This is a genomic window from Pseudoxanthomonas yeongjuensis (assembly GCF_010093345.1).
Lineage (GTDB): Bacteria > Pseudomonadota > Gammaproteobacteria > Xanthomonadales > Xanthomonadaceae > Pseudoxanthomonas_A > Pseudoxanthomonas_A yeongjuensis.
On record NZ_PDWT01000006.1, the window covers coordinates 96,384 to 115,078 of the forward strand.

Sequence of the window (18,695 nt, forward strand, 5' to 3'; positions counted from 1 at the left end):
CGACACGCCGATCATGGAATGGCCGTCCTGTGCGAATCCGTTGCATCTCCCATGCCCGAAGCGCGAGGCAAGAGCCGCTTGTGCCGCGCCACGGCAGGAACGACGGATAAAAGCAGCGAAGGAAGAATCAGGAACAGCAGGAAACAGGAGGCATAGCGTATGCCGCTTCCGGGGTTATAGATTCCGAATGGCATGTACGACACCAGTATCACCACCGTGGCCGGCAGCCAACCCAGCAGCAACGTGCCACGAACGGGCCCGCGCGGGATCTTGAACAGCGCCACATACACGGAATGGACAAGCAGGCCGAAAACGATCAGCCCGGCCACGAAGAATGGCAGCGTGATCGGCCGTGCAAGCACTTCACCGGGCGTTGGTCCGATCAGCGACAGCGGCAATATCCACCATAGCCCGGTCAGCAGATCCCTGGTGGTGTGCAGGTCGACCCAGGTGCGGGTGGTGGCCGACGCCACCGTGAAATAGCTTCTCGCCAGCGGAAGGACTTCGTTGCTGATATAGCTGTCCAGGTACGGCCAGGCGAACGACAACACCAGCGCCGCCAGCGACAGGACGAACAACGCCTGGACGCCGATGCTCATGTGCAGGCGCGGTCCCCACGCATACAGCAGGTAGACCAGGTAGAACAGCGCGACACCGGTGCCGAACGGTGCGCGGATATAGATCATTCCGGCCACGCACAGGAGCGCCAGAAGGAAATGCTCGAACCGGCGCTGGCGATAGTGGCCCAGCACCGTCCCCATGAAGAACGCAAGCAAGCCCACGAAGATTGATTCGCGTCCGGTCACGGAGGCCCAAACGCCGAAATTCGGATTGAGGAGAATGGCCAGCAACGGCCATCGATAATGGCCGCGGATGTTTCCCTGTGCGACCAGGTAGCACACGCCGCTGGCAGCGAACAGGGAGAACGCCATGTGCACCAGCAGATCCGCGCCGAGCACCGACCGCAGACCACCGGCGATCTGGGCGACAAGCAGGGTCCGGCCTTGCGAATATTCGTCGTAGCCCTCCGTGAGGTAGGCCTCGGCATCACCCAGCTGGCTGTAGCGGCTGTAGACATACACCGAGAAAAGCGTCCAGCCGACGAAGATCGCCAGCACGGCTGCGCTCGTGAGCGGAGCGCTGGCGGATGCGGCAGACGCCGATCGACGACTCGTGGATGCGATCATGGACAGGGTCTCTTGCCGACGCGAGCTTCACTACAACAGGAACGGACCGACGCAACGGTCGCCACGGGACCAAGGGCCGTCCCGCATATCCACCGCATTGATCCTGCCCGGCGCAATGGCGAGCGGATCCGCGCCTCAGCCCGAATCACCATCGTCGTCATCGCGTTGCATCCTGGTGAAACGTCGTACGCCGTAATAAGTTCCCGCTAGCAGGACCGTTTCGGCGGCCACGGTGGCCCAGGCCGCACCCAGTTCATCGAACATGGGAATCAGCAGGACGTTGCCGGCGATGGCGGTGAAGGTGGCCATCGCCATCGCATAGACCCGGAAGCGCATGTGGTTTTCGGTCAGCAGCGCCGAACCCATCGCAGTGGAAAGGAAACGGATCGGGATGCAGACCGCGAGCACCATCAGTATCGCGACCACGCGACGATACTGTTCGCCGAATATCATCGGGATCAGCCAGGGACCGAGCAACACCATGGCTGCGCTGATCGCCAGTCCCAGCGCGAACATGGCGAAATTCCCCTTGCGATAGACCAAGCGGAATTTCGGCTTGTCGTGCGCGGCCCAGCGATGCAGCTTGCCCAGGAGGAACTTCTGGTAGATCGTGGCGGGGATGAGATAGATCGCCGTCATCACCGCCAGCGCGATGGCATACATGCCCGCCTGGGCATCGCCCCTGATGTACTTGATGAGGATCGTGCTGATCTGGAAGAAAACCGGATACAGCGCCGCATATACGCCATAGGCCCATGCCTGCGACCACACTTCGGCGACGCCGGGAGTCGCGATGGACGTCGCCGCCGCTGTGGTCCTCGGGCCATGGCCCTTCAGCGCGATTTCCCCGCGGAACATCGTCCGTATCTGCGGTATCGCCGACAACGCGACCAGCAGGGAAATGGCGCCGTAGCTGAGCGCGACGAACCTGCCGGTAAGCTGCGGCACCAGCAGCAATCCGAGCGCCACCGCAAGGCGGCTTCCCGGTATCACCATCTGGTTCAACGCCATCCGCGTATAGCGGTCTTCCAACCGCAGCTTGCTGCTGACCAGGTTGACGGTGAGGACGCTCAGGATCACCGGCGTGAGCACCAGCAAGCTGAAGCGCGTGCCATCGCGCGGCGCGGCCGCCAGGGCCCAGGCGACCACCATGGCCGTCGCCAGCAGCGTCGTGACCACGGTGAAGCGCATCGACGGCTTCAGCCAGCGATTGGCCGCCCATCCTTCGACCCCGTAGACCTTCAAACGGAACTGGGTCAGCCCGAAACCCGCGAGTGGCGCGAGCATGGTGACCGTGGCCAGTGACGAGGCGAACAATCCGTATTCCGCCGGCCCCATCTGGCGCGCGAGCAGCGCCTGGGTAAGGAAAACCATCAGCGCGCCGATGGCGGTGGCCACGCCCAGCATCGACACCGTCATTGCCGCACGACGCCACCCAGGAATGCCCACTTGCGCTATCACCCGCAGCCCCGCTTCGCCCGGTCGGCGAACAGCAGGCGACGGCAGGCTCCATGACGATGCGCGCCGGGCCGAAGTCGTGTTTTCTGTTTGTCGAGTTGAACAAGCATTGATGTCCGCTGCTTAGTGTCAGTGCGCGCTGGGAAATCCGGTTGCTTTTTTTCCATCGATTCGTCCGCAGGCAACCGGGGGCCGTATCCTACATTCTTGTCATGGCATGCAGTAATCATGGCTTTGGCTTGAGTTCATCGGCGCATCACGTGGCTTTCACTTTGCCCAATGCTTTTCTTCTGCTCGTGGAAGCCTGCCATGCCGCTTCACGAAAATAGGTATAGGCGCGCAAGTTTGTTCGCGCCGCCCGAAGCTGACACGTTTCCGAAAGAAATCCCTACGAGCGAGTGCGGGGACAGTCCCAGTGGCAGAAGGCATTTTCTTGCCATCCGGCCCTGACTGCGAACGCCCTGCCCGCTTTGAGCCTGATGGTCCGTGTGAATGCCATCGTGGGACGTCCCGATCCCGGCGTGCAAACCATCATTCTTCCGAGGGTGCGCGGCACGTCCTGGTACGCGTGCGTCACCATGATGCTCGTGGCAATGCCTCCAACGATGACACGACTGTTTTCCAGCGCGCGACGAACAAACGACTCTCGAAACAGATCGGATATACGACCGGAATCTCCGTCCAGGATGCGATCGGAAGAAACTTCTGCTCGACCCTCTTGTGATCGGGTTTCTCGTCGGCGGGTTCCCGGACATGGGCTGGATCGGACGCCGCTCCCCGGATCCTGAATCTTCTGCCGGCATCCACCGGGGCCACTTACTCAGGCATAAAAAAGCCGCCCCGGCATGGCCGGGGCGGCGTCGACCATCGCTTCAGCGGTAGTAGTTCGTGGTAATCCTGATATCGGAAGTGCTGCCGCGGATAAGCATGTCCCGCTCGATCTTGGAACTCCAGCCGGACATCTGGAACGGCGTCCTGGACACCGCCCCCAGACGGTTGTAATTGCCGTAGGAGGTATTCGAGCTGACCTGGCAATTCCGCGTCCCGTCCTGGATGAACAGGCCGGTCGCCGAATTGTTGCGGATCGTGTTCTGGGCGATATAGGTCGCCACCGCATTGGCGGTGACGATACCGCAGCTGCCGTTGTTCTCCACCGTGCAGCGCCGCACGGTGACGCCCTGGGAACCCTTGTAGAGCAGCATCCCGTACCTGGCGTTGCCGCGGACCAGGCAGTTCTCGAAGAGCACCTTGTAGGCGGTGTTGCCGTTCTCGGGCTCGATGTCGATGCCGCACTGGGGCGTGGCGCCGTTGCTGTTGCTGAATTCCGAGTCGTATACCTTCACATCGCGGACGAAGCCGACCGACAGACCCTGGCGGCGGCTGCCGGTGCTGACGATATTGGCGACGAGGACGTTCGAGGACGGAATCGGAGCCGCCTGCCACATGGTTGCGCCGGCGATGACCAGGCCATCTCCCCAGCACTTTGAAATATGGATGTCGCGGACAGTGACGTTGCTCGATCCACGCACATAGATGCCGTGTCCCCATTCGCCGGCGCTGCCACCATGCCCATCCCTCTCGCCGACGATCCGCCCGCCGGAAATCTCCACATCCCGGACCTTGTTCACGTACACGATGTTGTACCTTTCGGCACTATTGGGCTTGGCGACCAGCTTCGCGTCCGCGGACAACTTCAGGTGCATGTAGCTGCGCAGCTTGATGGAAGTCAGGGCGTTGATGAGATACGTGCCGGCCGGCACGGTAATGGTTCCGCCCGATGCAGGCAATGCATCGATCGCCCGCTGGATCGAAGCCGTGTCGTCGTGTGCCCCATCGCCGACAGCGCCATAGTTCTTCACGCTCAATACCGTGCTGCCGCGCTGCAGGACAGGAAGCGTGTAATTGGAGGCAGTCACGCCCGGGCTGGTGATCGCCGCCATGACAGGACCGGAGAATCCGGCCAGGGTTGCTGGTAGTGCGATCGCAAATGATTTGCGGATGAAATCGCGCCGCGCCATCCCTGGCTCGCACGCCAGACGCGCAAGTTCGTTCTTTCTCATGGAATTTTCTGTCCTGGTCTGAATATATCGAGTAGCCGCTGACGTCGTATTTTTCACGCCCCTTTTACGGCTTGGTGCAATCTATAGCATGCGTGTTGGAACCGAAGTCCGCATCTCGATAATTGTGATGTAACTTCTGTTTTCAGCTTCATTTATTCAGGCTACGTCCCGTCTTATTTTTATTGTTCTGCATTTATGTTCATGACTACGCTCCGCTTCACAACGCTGACTGCGAAGGAGTTTCCAGCCGCGAAAAATTTCGCCACTTCCTTCACCCAACTGAACAATCGCGGCCGGGTACCTGTACCGCTCCCGAGCGGCGGCGGCGCGATCACGGGTTGACGACACAGGCTCGTTCCTAATGACCGGCAATTTCAGTGGCAATGCTTTGCAAAAGGTATCGCGGCATGGGCATACACGCCGAAGAAGGTCATGCGGACTCGCTCCCCCCTGTAGACCTGCTATGGACAGGCGGCTGGGATTCGAGCTTTCGCCTGCTTCAGCTGTTGCTGCAGCATCGGCGTGAAGTGGTTCCCCACTACTTGCTGGACCCGACCCGTGCCTCCACAAACGCGGAACTGGAGGCGATGCAGCGCATACGCAGCGCCCTGTTCGAAAAGCATCCCCATACCCGCGTCCTTCTCAAGCCTCTTAGCAAGTTCGACATAGCCGGGCTGGCGGCGGACGCCGCCATAACCGACGCGTTCCGGCAGCTCGTGGCAGAGCGATTCATAGGCAACCAGTACGATTGGCTCGCAAGGTTCCGCAAGCAACTCGGCATCGCCGAACTCGAGCTGGCAGCCGGCCATCGTGGCGGCAGGATCCAAGGCATTATCGGCGCGCTGGTGGTGCAGACCTGGAACAATGGCCATGTTTCCTACCGCATCGACCCACGCTATTCGGACACGAAGGAGTTCTCTGTTTTCGGTGGATTCTCCTTTCCGCTTTTCGAACTGGACAAGCAGGAAACCGGGGACATCGCCGTCGAGCAGGGATGGCTGGACATCCTCCGCATGACCTGGTTCTGCCATAAACCCGGCAACGGCAACGAACCCTGCGGATACTGCAATCCCTGCCTTTACGCGGTCGACGAAGGCTTTGGCTGGAGGATCCCGCGTCGCAATCGCATCAAGGGAGCCTTCTACCGCGTTCTCGTGAAGCCGATCAAGGCGCCCGCCAAAGCGGTTATCCAGCAATGGGGAGCCGGCCGGCGCGCGCTGCTGCGCTGATCATTCGAAGACGTTGTCCGCTTCGATGCGTATCTCCCGGCTGTCGTCGGCGACCCGTACCTGACCCTTGCCGCCACGGCCGTTGGAGCTGAACCGGTTTCCCGCCACCCGTACATTGCGCGAGCCCGCTTTCAACGCTATCCCCTTCAATCCATTGTCGCGGATGATGTTGTCGGCGAAGACGCAATCGATGGCGGTCACGGCCAGGATTCCATCGCCGCGGTTGCGATCGATCGTGCACCTTCTTATCGTCACTCCCGCCGCGCGCTTGTAGATCGATATCCCGGGGCCGCGATTCCCACGCAGCAGGCAATCCTCGATGACGATATCGCTTGCGATCCCGGTGTCCGGCTCGATATCGATGCCTGCGCCCGGCGGCGTTCCACCGGTATCGGCGAACGTGCAGTTCCGCACCCGCACGCGGCGTGAACTGCCGATGGTGAGTCCCTGGCGCCGGTTCCCGGTACAGACGACGTTCTCGAACACGTAATCGCGGCCCGGCTGGGAAGCCCGCGCCCTGGAGATGATGCCGCCGGCGGAAATCCCGTCGCCCCAGCAGCGCGAAATATGGATATCCCTGACCGTCACTCCCGAACATCCGCGGATCCTTATGCCATGGCCCCATTCACCGGAAGCGGCCAGGTGCGAGTCCCGCTCGCCGATGATGCGACCGCCCGAGATTTCCACGTCCTCGAGCTGCTGGGCCAACAGCACGTAGGCCCGGGGAGAGGCGTTGGGTCTGGCCAGGAGCCGGGCACCGGCCGCCAGTGACAGGTGCATACGGCTGCGCAGCTTGACGCTGCGCGTGGGGTCGATGAGATAAGCGCCAGCGGGCACGGTTATCGTGCCGCCCGCTTCCGGCAATGCGTTTATCGCAGCCTGGAACGAGGAGGTCTCGTCATGGATTCCATCGCCCTTGGCACCGTGCGCCCGCACGTCGATCACGGCGCTTCCCCGCTCCCTGCCGGAGACGACGGCGGCGGAAGCCGCGAATGATGCCGAACCGCACGCCACAGCCGTAGCGGTCAGCTTCAGGAGCCCACCCATGAAATCCCTTCGCGATGCGCAAGCGGCCGCTTGCTCCCGATCCAGGCTCATGCTGCGAGTGCCTGCGACTGCAGATCGCGGCGGTGGTGGGCCAGCCAGGGCAACACGATGGCCAGGAGATAGAACTTGGAGGCGTGGTACTTGTTGTCCAGCCGCTGGCGATTCCGGTCGAGCCAGGGCACGGCACCGGGCAGCAGGTCATGCGCCTGTTGGGCGTAATCGCGCACGCTTTCGAAACGTTGGGCGGCCAGGCCGCACAGATCGAAGCGGAAGCTTCCTTTTTTCCGCACATAGGGAAGCTCGTCGAAACGCGAGGCGATGTGCCTGCGTATCAGCATCTTGTTGAGATGCGTGACCGGGTCCACTTTCTGGTCTCGCGGTACTTCGTGATAGATCCATTCGCGCAGCGTGCGGTCGCAAAACGGATACGCCGCGTGCACCGACAACGCACTGGCGGTGTACAGCCCCTTGGCGAAAGCGCCGGCCGAACCGGCGATGGACATCGACATGTCGCGCTTTTCCCACGGACTCGTGGCCGACGCGATCTCGTCGTTGAACAGGGTCAGGCGTGCCCGCGATTCCCGCGCGATGGGCCGGCCGAACAAGCCATCGACTTCGTCGTCGCTGAAACGGGAGCCGGGGAAGACGCGTTCTATGGCGTTCATCTGCAAGGTGCCGAGCATGAAGCAAAGCTGGAAACTGCGGTCGACCAGCGGCAGCTCGGCAATGCCGCTCGGCAGCCGCAGATCGCGGGCGAACCCGGCGAGTATCCTTTGTCGCCGATCCACCGGTGTGCCGAAATAGCTGTCCGCGCCCAGCCCGTCGATGACCCCATCGCCACCGCGCTCGCCGATCTCGGTTGCCAGGTCCATGTAGGAAAGCAGGGCGAAATCCGCGGTCAGCAAAGGCAGCCGCGGCACGGCCGCCAGGTAGCGGTCGTAGGCGCGCCCGGGATCGCATACCAGCGTTTCATGCCTGAGCCCCAGGGTCCGGGCGACATGGGCCGCCGATTCGACTTCGTTTTCTTCGCGGCCGCCCAGGTAGGTGATGCAGGTGGTGTCGGGCCGGGCATCGGCGCAAGCGATGGACAGCGTGGTCGAATCCTTGCCGCCGCTCTGCAGCAGCCATGGCGCACGCATGCCTTCGCAGGAGCGGAGCACCGCATCGCAGAGCAGGCGATGGTAGGCCGCCACCCAGTCCTGGTCCGCGCTGGCGTCTACCGGAATCTCGCCTGCGTTGCGGAACCTGAAATGGAATTTCGGTGCGACATGCATGTCGTGCTGCGGACAGAATCCGAACGTCACCAGCTTGACGCCTTCGAAGATCGAGTGCGGCGGATAGACGAACGCATTGCGCAGGATGTCGGCCACGGAAACCAGGTCGATGCGATCGCGCTGCGCATGGCCTTCCGCCAGGGCGGAGAAATCCGGCTTGCCGAAGTAAGGGGACATGGTGATCTGCATGCATGCGTACCCGTCAGGACCTGGGGCCGTTGGCCGGTATGTACTCGTAATACGTGTACGCGTACTGGCCGCGACCGCGCTTCTGCACGCCATTGAAGATCGCACCCTTGACCTCCACTCCGTTCTGCTCGAGCCGTTGCTTGGCCAGCGCGATCTCGCGCTGCTGGTTCAGGCCCCACCTCACCACTATCAAGCTGGTGCCGACGTGATGGCCGATCACCGCCGCATCGGTGACGGCTAGGATCGGCGGCGTATCGATGACGACGATGTCGTAACGATCCGCCAATTTCCGCAACAGCTCGCTGAAGTTCTCGTGCATGAGCAGCTCGGACGGGTTGGGGGGTACCGCCCCACGCGAAATGAACGACAGGTTGTCGGCCCCGGAGACCTTGCGGATCGCCTCATCGAGTTCGATCTGGCCGGTGATCAGTTCCGACAGACCACCTTCCCATCTGACCCCGACGGCGTTGTGCAGGGTGCCGCGGCGCATGTCGGCATCGACCAGGATGACGCGCTGATCCGCCTGGGCCATGGCCACGGCCAGGTTGGCGCAGACGAAAGTCTTGCCCACTCCAGGGCTGGGCGCGGTGATCATCAGCAGGTTGTTCCTGGTCTTCAGCCGCGCGAAATGCAGGCTGGTGCGCAAGGTGCGCAGCGCCTCCATCGCCAGATCGGTGGGCGCTTTCAGGGCCAGCAGGCGCTGGCGCCCGTCGCGGCCGAAACGCCGGCCCGGATGCAGGGTCAGCGCGCGGCCCTTTTCGCTGTAGGGGATCGAGGCGTACACCGGCAGGCCCAGCAATTCGATATCCATCGGATCCTCGACGCCGCGCTTGAAAATTTGCCGCAGCAGCACGAACGCGATCATCAGTATCGCTCCCAGTGCGGTGCCGCCGACCAGTACGGGAATGGGTTTCGGCCATGCCGGATCGTCCAGGTTCACTGCTGCCGGATCGATCACCCGCGCATTGCCGACCGCGCTGGCGCGGGCGATATTGAGTTGCTGCGCCTGGTCGAGCAGGTTGGCGTAAGTCTGGTTGGTCACCTCGACGTCGCGATTCAGGCGGAACAGCCCCTGCTGGGTATCGGGCAATTTCTGGATGCGTCCCTGCAACGCCGCCTTCTCGCGCTGGAACTGGCCGATCTGCGCCTGCAGCGCGCGATAGACCGGATGCTCCGGGGTGAAGCGGGCGTTGCTGTCGGTCATCTGGATGCGCAATTGCTGGATGCCCGAGTCCAGCGCGATGGTCTGGTCGAGCAGCGCCCTGTTCTGTACGTCCACGTCCAGCGTCTGCGTGCGGCTTTGGAACGAGTTGAGCGCGGCCTGCGCCTTGGCCAGTTCGCGGCGCACGTTCGGCAGTTGCTCGGTGACGAATTCGAGCCGTTTGGCCGCCTCGGCCGAGGTCCGCGCGACGTTCTGGCGCACATAGGAGCCGGTGATCTCGTCCAGCACCTGCCTGGCCCGGACCGGATCGGCATCGGCGTAGGTCAGCGCGATGACGCCCGAGTTCCGGCCCTGCTCGGAAACGCTGATATTGCGCTTCAGGGTCTCGATCAAGGTCGTGGGATCGAGCCGTTTGAGTTCGAAGCGCGCGCCTGGATTGGCTTGCAGGCTTTTCACTTCCAGCTTGATGCCGTTCGCATCGACGACCCGCCCCACGCTTCCCTCGACCAGCAATCTGCCTTCGCTGTCCGACACCTTGTAGCGACCAGCGTCGCCGGCGACGAGCATCAGCGGCACACCGACCAGGTTGGCCGGCACGTCCAGTCGCGCGACATCGATCCGTTCCCCTCCCCAGCCGTAGTGATCGAGGCCGAACCATGGAGCCGCCAGCTCGCCAGGCCGGGCGAGCTGGAATCCGCGCGCCACGATACCGCCGATCAGCGGAATCCGGGAAGGAGCGGCTTCGATGTACAGGTCGAGGTTGTTCAACGCTTCGCCAAGCACCCGGCGCGAAGTCAGCAACTGGACTTCGGTCGAGGCCGGCGAACTCATCGGCGCAGGAGCCTGCGCGGCCGTGTTCGCATTCAACCCCGGCACGGTCGGCATCCTGTTCTCCACCTGCACCACTGCGTTGGCCTCGTACTTCGGCGTGACCAGGAGTACGTAGATCGCGCTGACGAGCAGGAAAAGCGCGGTGCCGAACAGGATCAACCGCTTGTTTTCGGCGAGAGTGCCCACCATCGTCGGCAGATCGATGTCCTCATCGCGCAGCGTGGCCGGCGCCTGGCCGTGCGTTTCCGTTCTGTTCGTGAGATGTGTTGCCATGTTCTTCACCCGTCAGATAAAAGGGATAACCGCGGCTTCGTATCGCTTTCGGCAGCGATGCCGCGCGGCGCTTCTCCATGCAGTACACGTCCATGCGGTGCTTGCGAACAAGTCGTTGTGTTGCGCTTGCAGCCAGTCATAACGCCCCCCGCACGCCTTGCATGCCGGCGTCCACAGGCAGGTCCACGCCCGGCGCTCGATCGGCGGGCGCCATGGGCGGCGCGGAGCACAGGTTCGCCAGCGCTTCGAGCATCGGCCGATAGCTGTCGCTTCCGGCAGGTTGGCTGGAGGCCTGGCGCATGGCGTCGTATGCCCTGCTTCCATTCAGCAGGGAAGAGATCCGGGCAACGATCTCAAGCCGGCCCGAGCCTGCTTTCACGACATTCGGATTCGCGGCGGTGTCCGCGTCCGATATATCGCTGCCCTGGAGGAGCAGCACCGGCTTTCCCAATGCGGCCGCTTCGACCCGGATGTCCTCGTCGGCGAGGATCAGGTAAGCCATGTCCAGCAGATAGACCCAGGCCAGGTAGTCCATGGCCCCGATCGGATGCACGTTCTGGTACTCCTCCGACGCGTTCCTGGATCCGCCCGTCGGTGTCCGTGCCGGATCCGCGGGATAGACGATGTCCATTTCCGGATGCTGGACCGCGATGTCCCGCAATGCGCATGCAGCCGTTTCGGAAGCGGCGACCCCGGGCCCGCGCGTCGCAAGCAGCAGCAACGGACTACCCGGGCGCAGGAAGGAGAATCGCTGCGCCAACCGTCGCTTGAGCACCGAATCCTGCTGCAGGCGTTCCAGTGCCGCATGCAAGGTGTCCACGGAGGTGTTCCCGGTCACCAGTATGCGTTCGATCGGGACGCCTTCGATCGTCCCGTCCCTGTCCGCGTCCCCTCTCGACATCATATGCAGTGAAGCGAGCGCACGGACGATCTTGCGATTGGCGTCGTCCTGCAAGCTTGAAGCCGGATCCACGGCCTGCGAGTACGTGCCTATGCATACCACCGGAATATCCTGGTGATAGGCCGCCAGCATCGTCGCCAGCGTCGTGGATCCGTTTTCCGGCACCAGCACCACATCCGGCCGAACCTCATCGAGCACGCGCCTCATTTGTCCCAGCGAAGCCTGTGTGATCGCGGAAGGATCCTCGCCCGCTACCGGGGTATCGAGCACCATGTCGGGCCTTATGTCGAACAGATGCAGGACCTGTTCCGCTTCATAGTCGGGCACGGCGGCGATGCACACGGTCGAGTCGAAGCGATGGTCGTGCGAGATCTGCTGGGCAATGGGCGCGATCTTGATGGCATCCGGGGACGCTGCCAGCATGCACAGCGCCCTCACCGGCGTGGACGACTGCATTCCAGGCGGGAAGGAGCTTGAGGATCCCGTGGTCCCGCGCTCGTCTCCGCCTTCCGGACCTCTCGGCGCTCCCTCCCGATCCTCCCATTTCCGGCTTGCGATGAAACCGGCCACTTCCGCGACCGGCATCGGATCTTCTGCCCCGGGCGAATTCAGGGGAAGCAAGTTGCGCAACTTCGCGAGCAGCCGCGGCAGCCACAGCACATAAGCGACCAGGGTTCCAAGGAAAGCCACTGCGCTCAACACATCGTGCACGCCGCGCAATGCATAGCCCAGCAGCGCCAGCATGCCGCAGGCGCCGACCATGGCAAGCAGGGTCGCGTGCGGCGAGCAGCCGGCATCGATCAGCAGGTGATGCAGATGCTGGCGATCCGACTTGAATGGCGAGCGTCCCAGGCGGAAGCGTCGGTACATCACCGCCAACGTGTCCATGACCGGCAGCGCCACGCACCACAATACGTCCACGGGCGCCAGCCGTCCGACCCTCTGGTCGCTTAGGAAGATCAGGCTCCACGCCAGCAGGAAACCGATCAATTTGCTGCCGGCATCGCCCATGAATATCTTGCGTCCATCGGGCCATCCCAGATTGACGAATATGTAGGGAACCAGCGCGGCAAACAGGAGTTGCAGCAACAACAGGGCACCGGGCGCCGGCAAGCCCGCGCCCGCGAAGAGGAGGATCGCGGCGATGCTGGTCATGGCCACGGCGGCCGCCAGTCCGTCTATGCCGTCGAGCATGTTGAAGGCATTCACCAGTCCGATGATCGCGATGATCGTGACCGGGATTCCGAGCAGGCCTAGCCGCAGCTCATGGGTGCCGGACAACTGCGCCAGGAAGTCGATGTGCACGCCGGACGTGGCGATTATCCATCCCACGATGCAGGCCTCGATCATCAGCCGCGTACGCACGCTCAAGTGGGCGACATCGTCCACGACTCCGACCGCCACGATCAGCACGCTGCCGGCCATCAGGTTCATCACGAAACTGTCCACGTAGCCGAGATAGCTCAGCCCCACCAGCGTTCCCAGGAAGAAGCACAGCCCCCCGATCAGGGGAATGCGGCCGCGATGGCGCTTGCGCTCGTCCGGCTTGTCCACCAAGCCCAGCCGGCGCGCCACGGGCCGCATCGAAAAAATGGCGAAAAGAGTGACTGCCAGCGCGATCGCGCTGGCTGCAACAAGTTTTGGGTCATCCATTTGCCTTGCCTCGTATCAATGGCCTCTGTTGCCTGGATCGGTTCGTGCGAGCCAGGCAACAACACGCTTCCACCGGCGGATGACCTGCGCATGCAATTGATCGACGATCCTGATGGATGACTCCCATCGATCGCCTCCTCAACGTTTGGTCCGCAGAGAATCTAGCGATGCGCTCCTGACCATGGAGTGAAAAGCAGGCGTATTTTTTCTTTCAGTTCACGATTGAAAATCGGACTTCATGTTCATGAAAGTAACGAGCCGATGAAACATCGCGTGGAATTTCTATAAGTGCGAACTCCAACGCATCAGCGCTGTTTCTATCGATTGGTAAGCGCGCTCGAAGGCGGGTCGCTGGCGGCCATAGGGGTCCGGGATTTCGGCATCCCCCTGCCATTTCCCCAGCAGGAATGACTTGTCGCGCACAGAAGGCGACAACGCATGCAGCGCGGCCAGATGCCGCTTTTCCATTGCAAGCACCAGATCGGCAGCGTCGATGATGGCTGGGTTGATCTGATGGGCGACATGCAGGCGCCCCGTCAAACCATGCGCGGAAAGCACCGATTCGGCAAGAGGGTCGATGGGACTTCCTTCCATGGCCAACAGCCCTGCGGACCCGACAGCAATAGCTCTTCCATGGAGTTGATGGCGTAAGACGATCTCGGCCATCGGGCTGCGGCAGATGTTGCCTGCGCATACGATTAGCACATGGGTTGGCACGTACGTATCCACCTCGATCATGCTTGGAGTCAGTCCGCTTGGCGACCGTCCCGGTGGAAAGCAGAAGCCGGAAGCAGGCGGGCTGCGGAGCGATGAAGCCGCTTCAGGCAGCCGGGCGCCCAGGATTGGCTGCCGCTGCCCGGACATTCTTTCCGGCGGTCGCGTTACCGTGCCGGACTGGAGCGCGCCGCGGCCGGCGCATGTCGTTACCCGGCGCAGTAGCGACCCACGATGCGCATCACCCGTCAACGACCTCCAGGCCATCGCGCAGGGCGGATCCCCACGTTCAGGGAATGAACGTCTGTTCGGGGTCGTCGAAGGACTTGAACTCCAGGGCGTTTCCCGATGGATCGAACAGGAACATCGTCACGTGCTGCCCGGGTTTGCCCTTCAACCGCAGGTGCGGCTCCTCGTGGAACGAGAGGTCGGCGGCTTTCAGGCGCTTGGCCAGCGCCTCCCACGACTCACGGTCGAGATTCATGCCGAAGTGCGGAACCGGGACCGCCTCGCCGTCGAAGCGCCCGCTCTGCAGCGGCGCGTCGTCGTCAGAGATGTGGGCGACCAGGTGATGGCCGAAGAAATCGAAGTCCTGGTACGACACGTCACTCCTGCCCTGGGGGCAACCGATCGTGTCGCCGTAAAAGCGCCGCGCCTCGTCGAGGTCGCGCACCGGGAAAGCGAGATGGAACTGTGCGGCCTTGTTCATGTCGTCTTGCTCATGTCGTCTTGCTCATGACGTGCCTCCCGGGCGGGACGCACGCATCGAAGATGTTCTGCCAGAACAGGTTCCACGCCGTGATGCTGCGTTCGTAGCCCTCGGCCAGGTCCGGCAGCGCACCGGGATCCTGGCGGATGTAGTCGTCGATGGCCTGGCGCGTCAGCTCGCCATGGACGATGTCCTGCTCTCCGGTATGGATCGTCCAGAACTCCCAGTCGATGCGGTTCGCGTGTTCGCGCATGTACGGATGGGTGCGCAGATGCTCGAACATGACCGACAGGTAGGTCTGGCACAGGCATTCGCCGCCCATCCCGCGCAGGCCCACGCCAAAGGCCGGGGCGCGATGGCGCAGCTCCTCGGTCAACCCGCCCAGGATGGCTCGGTTGGCGGGCAAGCCACGTTCCAGTCGCTCCGGCTCCACGCCGATGCTCGCCAAAAAGCGGTCGTAGATCTCTGGATGCGCCTTGGCCGCGTCGCCTTCGCCGAGCTCCTCGGCGAGAATCTCGCTCAACAGGCTACGCAAGCCGCCGAAAGGAAGTTTTGCCAACAACAAGGCGAGGTCGCTGATGTAGTCGATCGTGAAGAATCGATACTGCGTACAGAATTGCCGCAGCGCATCGACGGGCAGCCGCGACAGCGCCTTCATCTTCTGCTCCGCCAATGCCTCGGTCGCTTCCTTGGCCTTGTCGGCGCGCTGCCAGAACGTTTTCCTGTCCCACGCACCGGAACGCGTCGCCATGGCTGGAACGAAAGGTGTTGCCGGCGCGTTTTGGTTCTTCTGCAATGACATGCGTTCAACCTGGTGGAAATTCCGCGATGTGAATGACCACGATGCGAAGTGGATGGATGGCCGGACGAAATTCCGACGGGAGCATACTCTGCGACCTTGCACGGACGCTTCACTTCATGCTCACGGTCGTGAACCGGATCGATGTAACGTGAATTTTCTTATCCTCATTTCCGTGTTTCGCACAGATCGCCCTTGAAGGCAGCCGCATTCATCTTCCGCAAGATTGCGCCGGTTCATTTTTCATTCTGGAATGACGCGGAATCGCGCACTATTCGCATGTTTGGCAAGGCTGAGAGGGATATGCGGCGAATGCGCAAGAGGAATACTCGACCGATGGATGACCCATCACGCGTCACGACAGACGATTCTTGCGTGGACCTGCTCTGGACCGGCGGCTGGGATTCGACTTTCAGGCTGTTGCAGTTGCTGCTGCTGCATCGCGTCCCGGTCGCCCCCCATTACCTGGAGGATCCGACGCGGGCATCGACGCAGATCGAACTGCGGACGATGGCCCGCATCGGCGAGCATCTGGGCGAGGCGTATCCATGCACCCGCGAGCTTCTGCAACCTCTACGCCTCGCTGCGGTAGCCGACGTCGCGGATGATCCGGAGATTTCCGGTGCGCTTCGGGAGATCCGCAAAAGGACCTTCATCGGCAGCCAGTACGCGTGGTTGCCGGCATTCTGCAAGCAGAATGCGATCACCGGCATGGAGTTGGGCGTGCATGTCGATGACAAGGTACAGGCGTTGTTGCGCTCGTTCGTCGTCGAGTTCGAACATCCATGCGGCTACCGCAGCATCCGCGTCGACCCCAGGCATGCCGACACCGCCGAGTACAGGCTGTTCGGTTGCTTCAGCTTTCCGCTGTTCCGTATCGACAAGCTGGGGATCGGCCGGCAAGCCGAAGCCGGAGGCTGGAGCGCCATCATGGACATGACATGGTTTTGCCATACCCCGCTGCGCGGCAGGCCCTGCGGGACATGCGCGCCATGCGTCTACACCATCGAAGAAGGACTCGCGCACCGCGTGCCGGCTTCGCGGCGCGCACTGTCCTTCTTCTACCGGCATCTGGTCTTGCCGCTGAAAGGGCCATTGAGGGACATGCGCGCGTCATCGCGCCGACGCCCGGTGGCCCGCCACCCGGACGCGCCCGGAATCGGCGATCCCTGATCGCCACGTGGCCGATTGCGCAGGGTCCTCGCCACGCGCGCCGTCCCGCCAACTGCCCTAGCCACCGCATCGTCCGTCTCCCGCAACATCGAGGCCACGCGCTCGTACAAGCGCATGTCCGGTGATGGCTTCCTGACGCTGTCTCCACAGTCGATCGCCACTGAGTCGCGCAGGACATGTGAGCCGACCTCGCCGCCGCCACGCAAGGGCCAGTACACGGCGCCAACTTCCAACAGAAAGCCATCACCGCCGCATGGAGCACCAAGCCGTCGTGCTGCTCTCTGGCCAGGACCGGATGATCCATCCCGCTGCCCAGCGCAGTGTCGCCAAGAAAATCGGCGCCAAGACGATCGTCTTGCATACCGGTCATGTGCCAATGCTGTCCAACCTCAAAGCAGTGGCTGACGACATTGCCAATACGATTGAAGCGATTCGTTGAAGACAGGCGCACGAAACTGAGAAGGCGGCCCCCCGCGCCGCTTTCTCGCCTATGCGATGGCGGAAATCATTCGTGGCATCGCCCACGAGATACGAGCTTGCCTTGTATGCGCGTGCAAGCAAACGCATCTCGTGCAGCAGCAAGCAGGGCACGCGGTTGGTGACTGAAGATGGACCGCTGGCAGGCGCGCTGACCTGATTTTCTTTCTCCCGCTCAGGCAAGACCGGTGCGATCGACCATCGATTCCACCGCCGGGACCGGGTCATGGATTGTGGCCAGTGCCATAGGATCGAGCTACAAGTAGGAGAGCAAAACGGCTCAGTCGAGCCGCTTCACTTCCTCGATGGGACCACCGCCATGCTTAAGTCCCTTGGCATACGTGACTTCGAGCCAGATTGCACCTCGCTCGGTCACCGGCCCCGAGCCGTAGCCCCAGATGGTGCGTGGCGGCTGGTAGATGAAGTAGTCCTTTCCTACGAGGTATGGCGAACCAGCATCCTTGGGATCCTTGAAACGCCAGACATTCATTTCACCCCACACCATGTAGCGCATAACGTTGGCATGCTCGAAATAGGTCCGAGTCCAGCCTGCAGGCGCCTTCCAACCTGGTGGAATCTTCACCAGGCGCGAGCGGAAACCCATCTTGCGGCTGTCATCCAGCCACTTCACGAATCGGCCTGGCACCTCGCGATCCTCCTCCCAGTCCACGTCGCGAGTCGAATCGAGCAGCCAGGGACGGGTGAATTCTTCGACCTTTCGATAATCACCGACGACACCGGGAGGAGGCGGACCGCCATCACGGCCGCGATAGCTGCCGGGTTGGCCGTTGCGGCCGACGTTGATGACGTGACCGTCGCCTTCCTCGAAGATGATCAGATCGTAAGGGAGCTGATTGCGCAGGCCACCGGTTCCCAGCGTGCCGCCATGCAGCGAGTAAGGTGGACGCGAAAGCCAACCGCCTTCCTTCTTGCGGTAGTACATCCCATTGACCTGATCCGGGTGGACGGGCTCGGGCATGATCGCATCGCCGGCCAGCGTGTAGCCCCACTCATAGAACTCGTGGTAATGCGATACCTGCTCGGCAGGCGGCATCTTCGAGGTGAACGTCGGCAGGTATTCCAGGTGGATCAACTGCCCTACCGGAAGCGTGCTGTCGGGCCCGGCCTCTGGGCTCTGGAAGATCGTCTTGGAAGTCGGACCCAGCGGCGGTTTCTTGATCGCCGAACCGGGTGTGCCATCGAAGGGAAACTTCGGCACGTTGACGAATCCGATCTGACCCCAGCTATCGGGGTCTGGCGTGAGTGTCGCGATGATCGGCCGCGTAGCGTCCTGCGGCGCAGGGGTCGCCTGCGCCGCGGAAGCAGAGGCGCTGCCGGCAAGCGTCGCGAGCAGAACTCCCTTGACCACGGGCTTCCAAGCTGGAGGGGAAATCAACATGCGTAAACTCCCAAGTCGGTTAAGGCGGGACGGAATGCAATATCAATTGCTATTCGTGCGGCTTGGCCAAGAAAAGAGTGCTGCTAGCGGTTTCGACGCCGCGAGCGCGGTCTCAGAACAGGCTGCCAGCACGCTTGGCCCAGACGCACGCGCAAGACGA

Annotated in this window: 14 protein-coding genes; 3 read left to right on the forward strand and 11 right to left on the reverse strand. The window is 62.4% G+C overall.

Translation table 11 applies throughout. The features are described 5' to 3' along the window. Positions 1 to 11 precede the first annotated feature (11 nt). From CSC74_RS14335 to CSC74_RS14345, 3 genes are all read right to left on the reverse strand, one after another. Complete coding sequence (locus tag CSC74_RS14335; protein ID WP_162315171.1) at positions 12 to 1,118, reverse strand: hypothetical protein; 1,107 nt, start codon at positions 1,116 to 1,118, stop codon at positions 12 to 14. Positions 1,119 to 1,322: 204 nt separating this feature from the next. Further along, complete coding sequence (locus tag CSC74_RS14340) at positions 1,323 to 2,606, reverse strand: oligosaccharide flippase family protein (RefSeq protein ID WP_162315172.1); 1,284 nt, start codon at positions 2,604 to 2,606, stop codon at positions 1,323 to 1,325. A 911-nt stretch (positions 2,607 to 3,517) separates the two neighbouring features. Continuing rightward, on the reverse strand, positions 3,518 to 4,762 hold the full coding sequence (locus tag CSC74_RS14345) for a right-handed parallel beta-helix repeat-containing protein (RefSeq protein ID WP_162315173.1): 1,245 nt from the start codon (positions 4,760 to 4,762) through the stop codon (positions 3,518 to 3,520). Positions 4,763 to 5,112: 350 nt separating this feature from the next. Here CSC74_RS14345 and CSC74_RS14350 point away from each other — a divergent pair, with 350 nt between their 5' ends. Continuing rightward, positions 5,113 to 5,934: a hypothetical protein gene (locus CSC74_RS14350; RefSeq protein ID WP_162315174.1), complete on the forward strand. Its 822-nt coding sequence runs from the start codon at positions 5,113 to 5,115 to the stop codon at positions 5,932 to 5,934. Here the strand turns inward: CSC74_RS14350 and CSC74_RS14355 are convergent, their stop codons facing one another. The 7 genes from CSC74_RS14355 to CSC74_RS14385 form a co-directional block, all read right to left on the reverse strand. Beyond that, the gene (locus tag CSC74_RS14355) at positions 5,935 to 6,981 is read right to left on the reverse strand and encodes a right-handed parallel beta-helix repeat-containing protein (protein WP_162315175.1); all 1,047 of its coding nucleotides are present in this window, start codon (positions 6,979 to 6,981) and stop codon (positions 5,935 to 5,937) included. A gap of 47 nt (positions 6,982 to 7,028) precedes the next feature. Beyond that, the gene (locus tag CSC74_RS14360) at positions 7,029 to 8,432 is read right to left on the reverse strand and encodes an asparagine synthase-related protein (RefSeq protein ID WP_162315176.1); all 1,404 of its coding nucleotides are present in this window, start codon (positions 8,430 to 8,432) and stop codon (positions 7,029 to 7,031) included. Between the two features lie 25 nt (positions 8,433 to 8,457). Continuing rightward, a complete protein-coding gene (locus CSC74_RS14365) occupies positions 8,458 to 10,710 on the reverse strand; it encodes a polysaccharide biosynthesis tyrosine autokinase (RefSeq protein WP_162315177.1) in 2,253 nt (750 codons plus the stop codon). Positions 10,711 to 10,846: 136 nt separating this feature from the next. Then, positions 10,847 to 13,264: a UDP-N-acetylglucosamine 2-epimerase gene (locus CSC74_RS14370; protein WP_162315178.1), complete on the reverse strand. Its 2,418-nt coding sequence runs from the start codon at positions 13,262 to 13,264 to the stop codon at positions 10,847 to 10,849. A gap of 282 nt (positions 13,265 to 13,546) precedes the next feature. Then, the gene (locus CSC74_RS14375; RefSeq protein WP_246193272.1) at positions 13,547 to 14,002 is read right to left on the reverse strand and encodes a low molecular weight protein-tyrosine-phosphatase; all 456 of its coding nucleotides are present in this window, start codon (positions 14,000 to 14,002) and stop codon (positions 13,547 to 13,549) included. A gap of 265 nt (positions 14,003 to 14,267) precedes the next feature. Further along, positions 14,268 to 14,687, reverse strand: coding sequence for a VOC family protein (locus CSC74_RS14380; RefSeq protein ID WP_162315179.1), 420 nt, complete (start codon positions 14,685 to 14,687; stop codon positions 14,268 to 14,270). Between the two features lie 10 nt (positions 14,688 to 14,697). Next, positions 14,698 to 15,345: an iron-containing redox enzyme family protein gene (locus tag CSC74_RS14385; protein ID WP_162315180.1), complete on the reverse strand. Its 648-nt coding sequence runs from the start codon at positions 15,343 to 15,345 to the stop codon at positions 14,698 to 14,700. Between the two features lie 336 nt (positions 15,346 to 15,681). Here CSC74_RS14385 and CSC74_RS14390 point away from each other — a divergent pair, with 336 nt between their 5' ends. Both CSC74_RS14390 and CSC74_RS14395 read left to right on the forward strand, forming a co-directional pair. Continuing rightward, positions 15,682 to 16,659 (forward strand): hypothetical protein, encoded by a 978-nt coding sequence (locus CSC74_RS14390; protein WP_162315181.1) that lies wholly within the window; start codon positions 15,682 to 15,684, stop codon positions 16,657 to 16,659. Between the two features lie 253 nt (positions 16,660 to 16,912). Beyond that, positions 16,913 to 17,098 (forward strand): alpha/beta hydrolase, encoded by a 186-nt coding sequence (locus CSC74_RS14395; protein ID WP_162315182.1) that lies wholly within the window; start codon positions 16,913 to 16,915, stop codon positions 17,096 to 17,098. Between the two features lie 318 nt (positions 17,099 to 17,416). Here CSC74_RS14395 and CSC74_RS14400 read toward each other — a convergent pair whose 3' ends face one another. Beyond that, positions 17,417 to 18,535: a hypothetical protein gene (locus tag CSC74_RS14400; protein WP_162315183.1), complete on the reverse strand. Its 1,119-nt coding sequence runs from the start codon at positions 18,533 to 18,535 to the stop codon at positions 17,417 to 17,419. Positions 18,536 to 18,695: the final 160 nt, after the last annotated feature.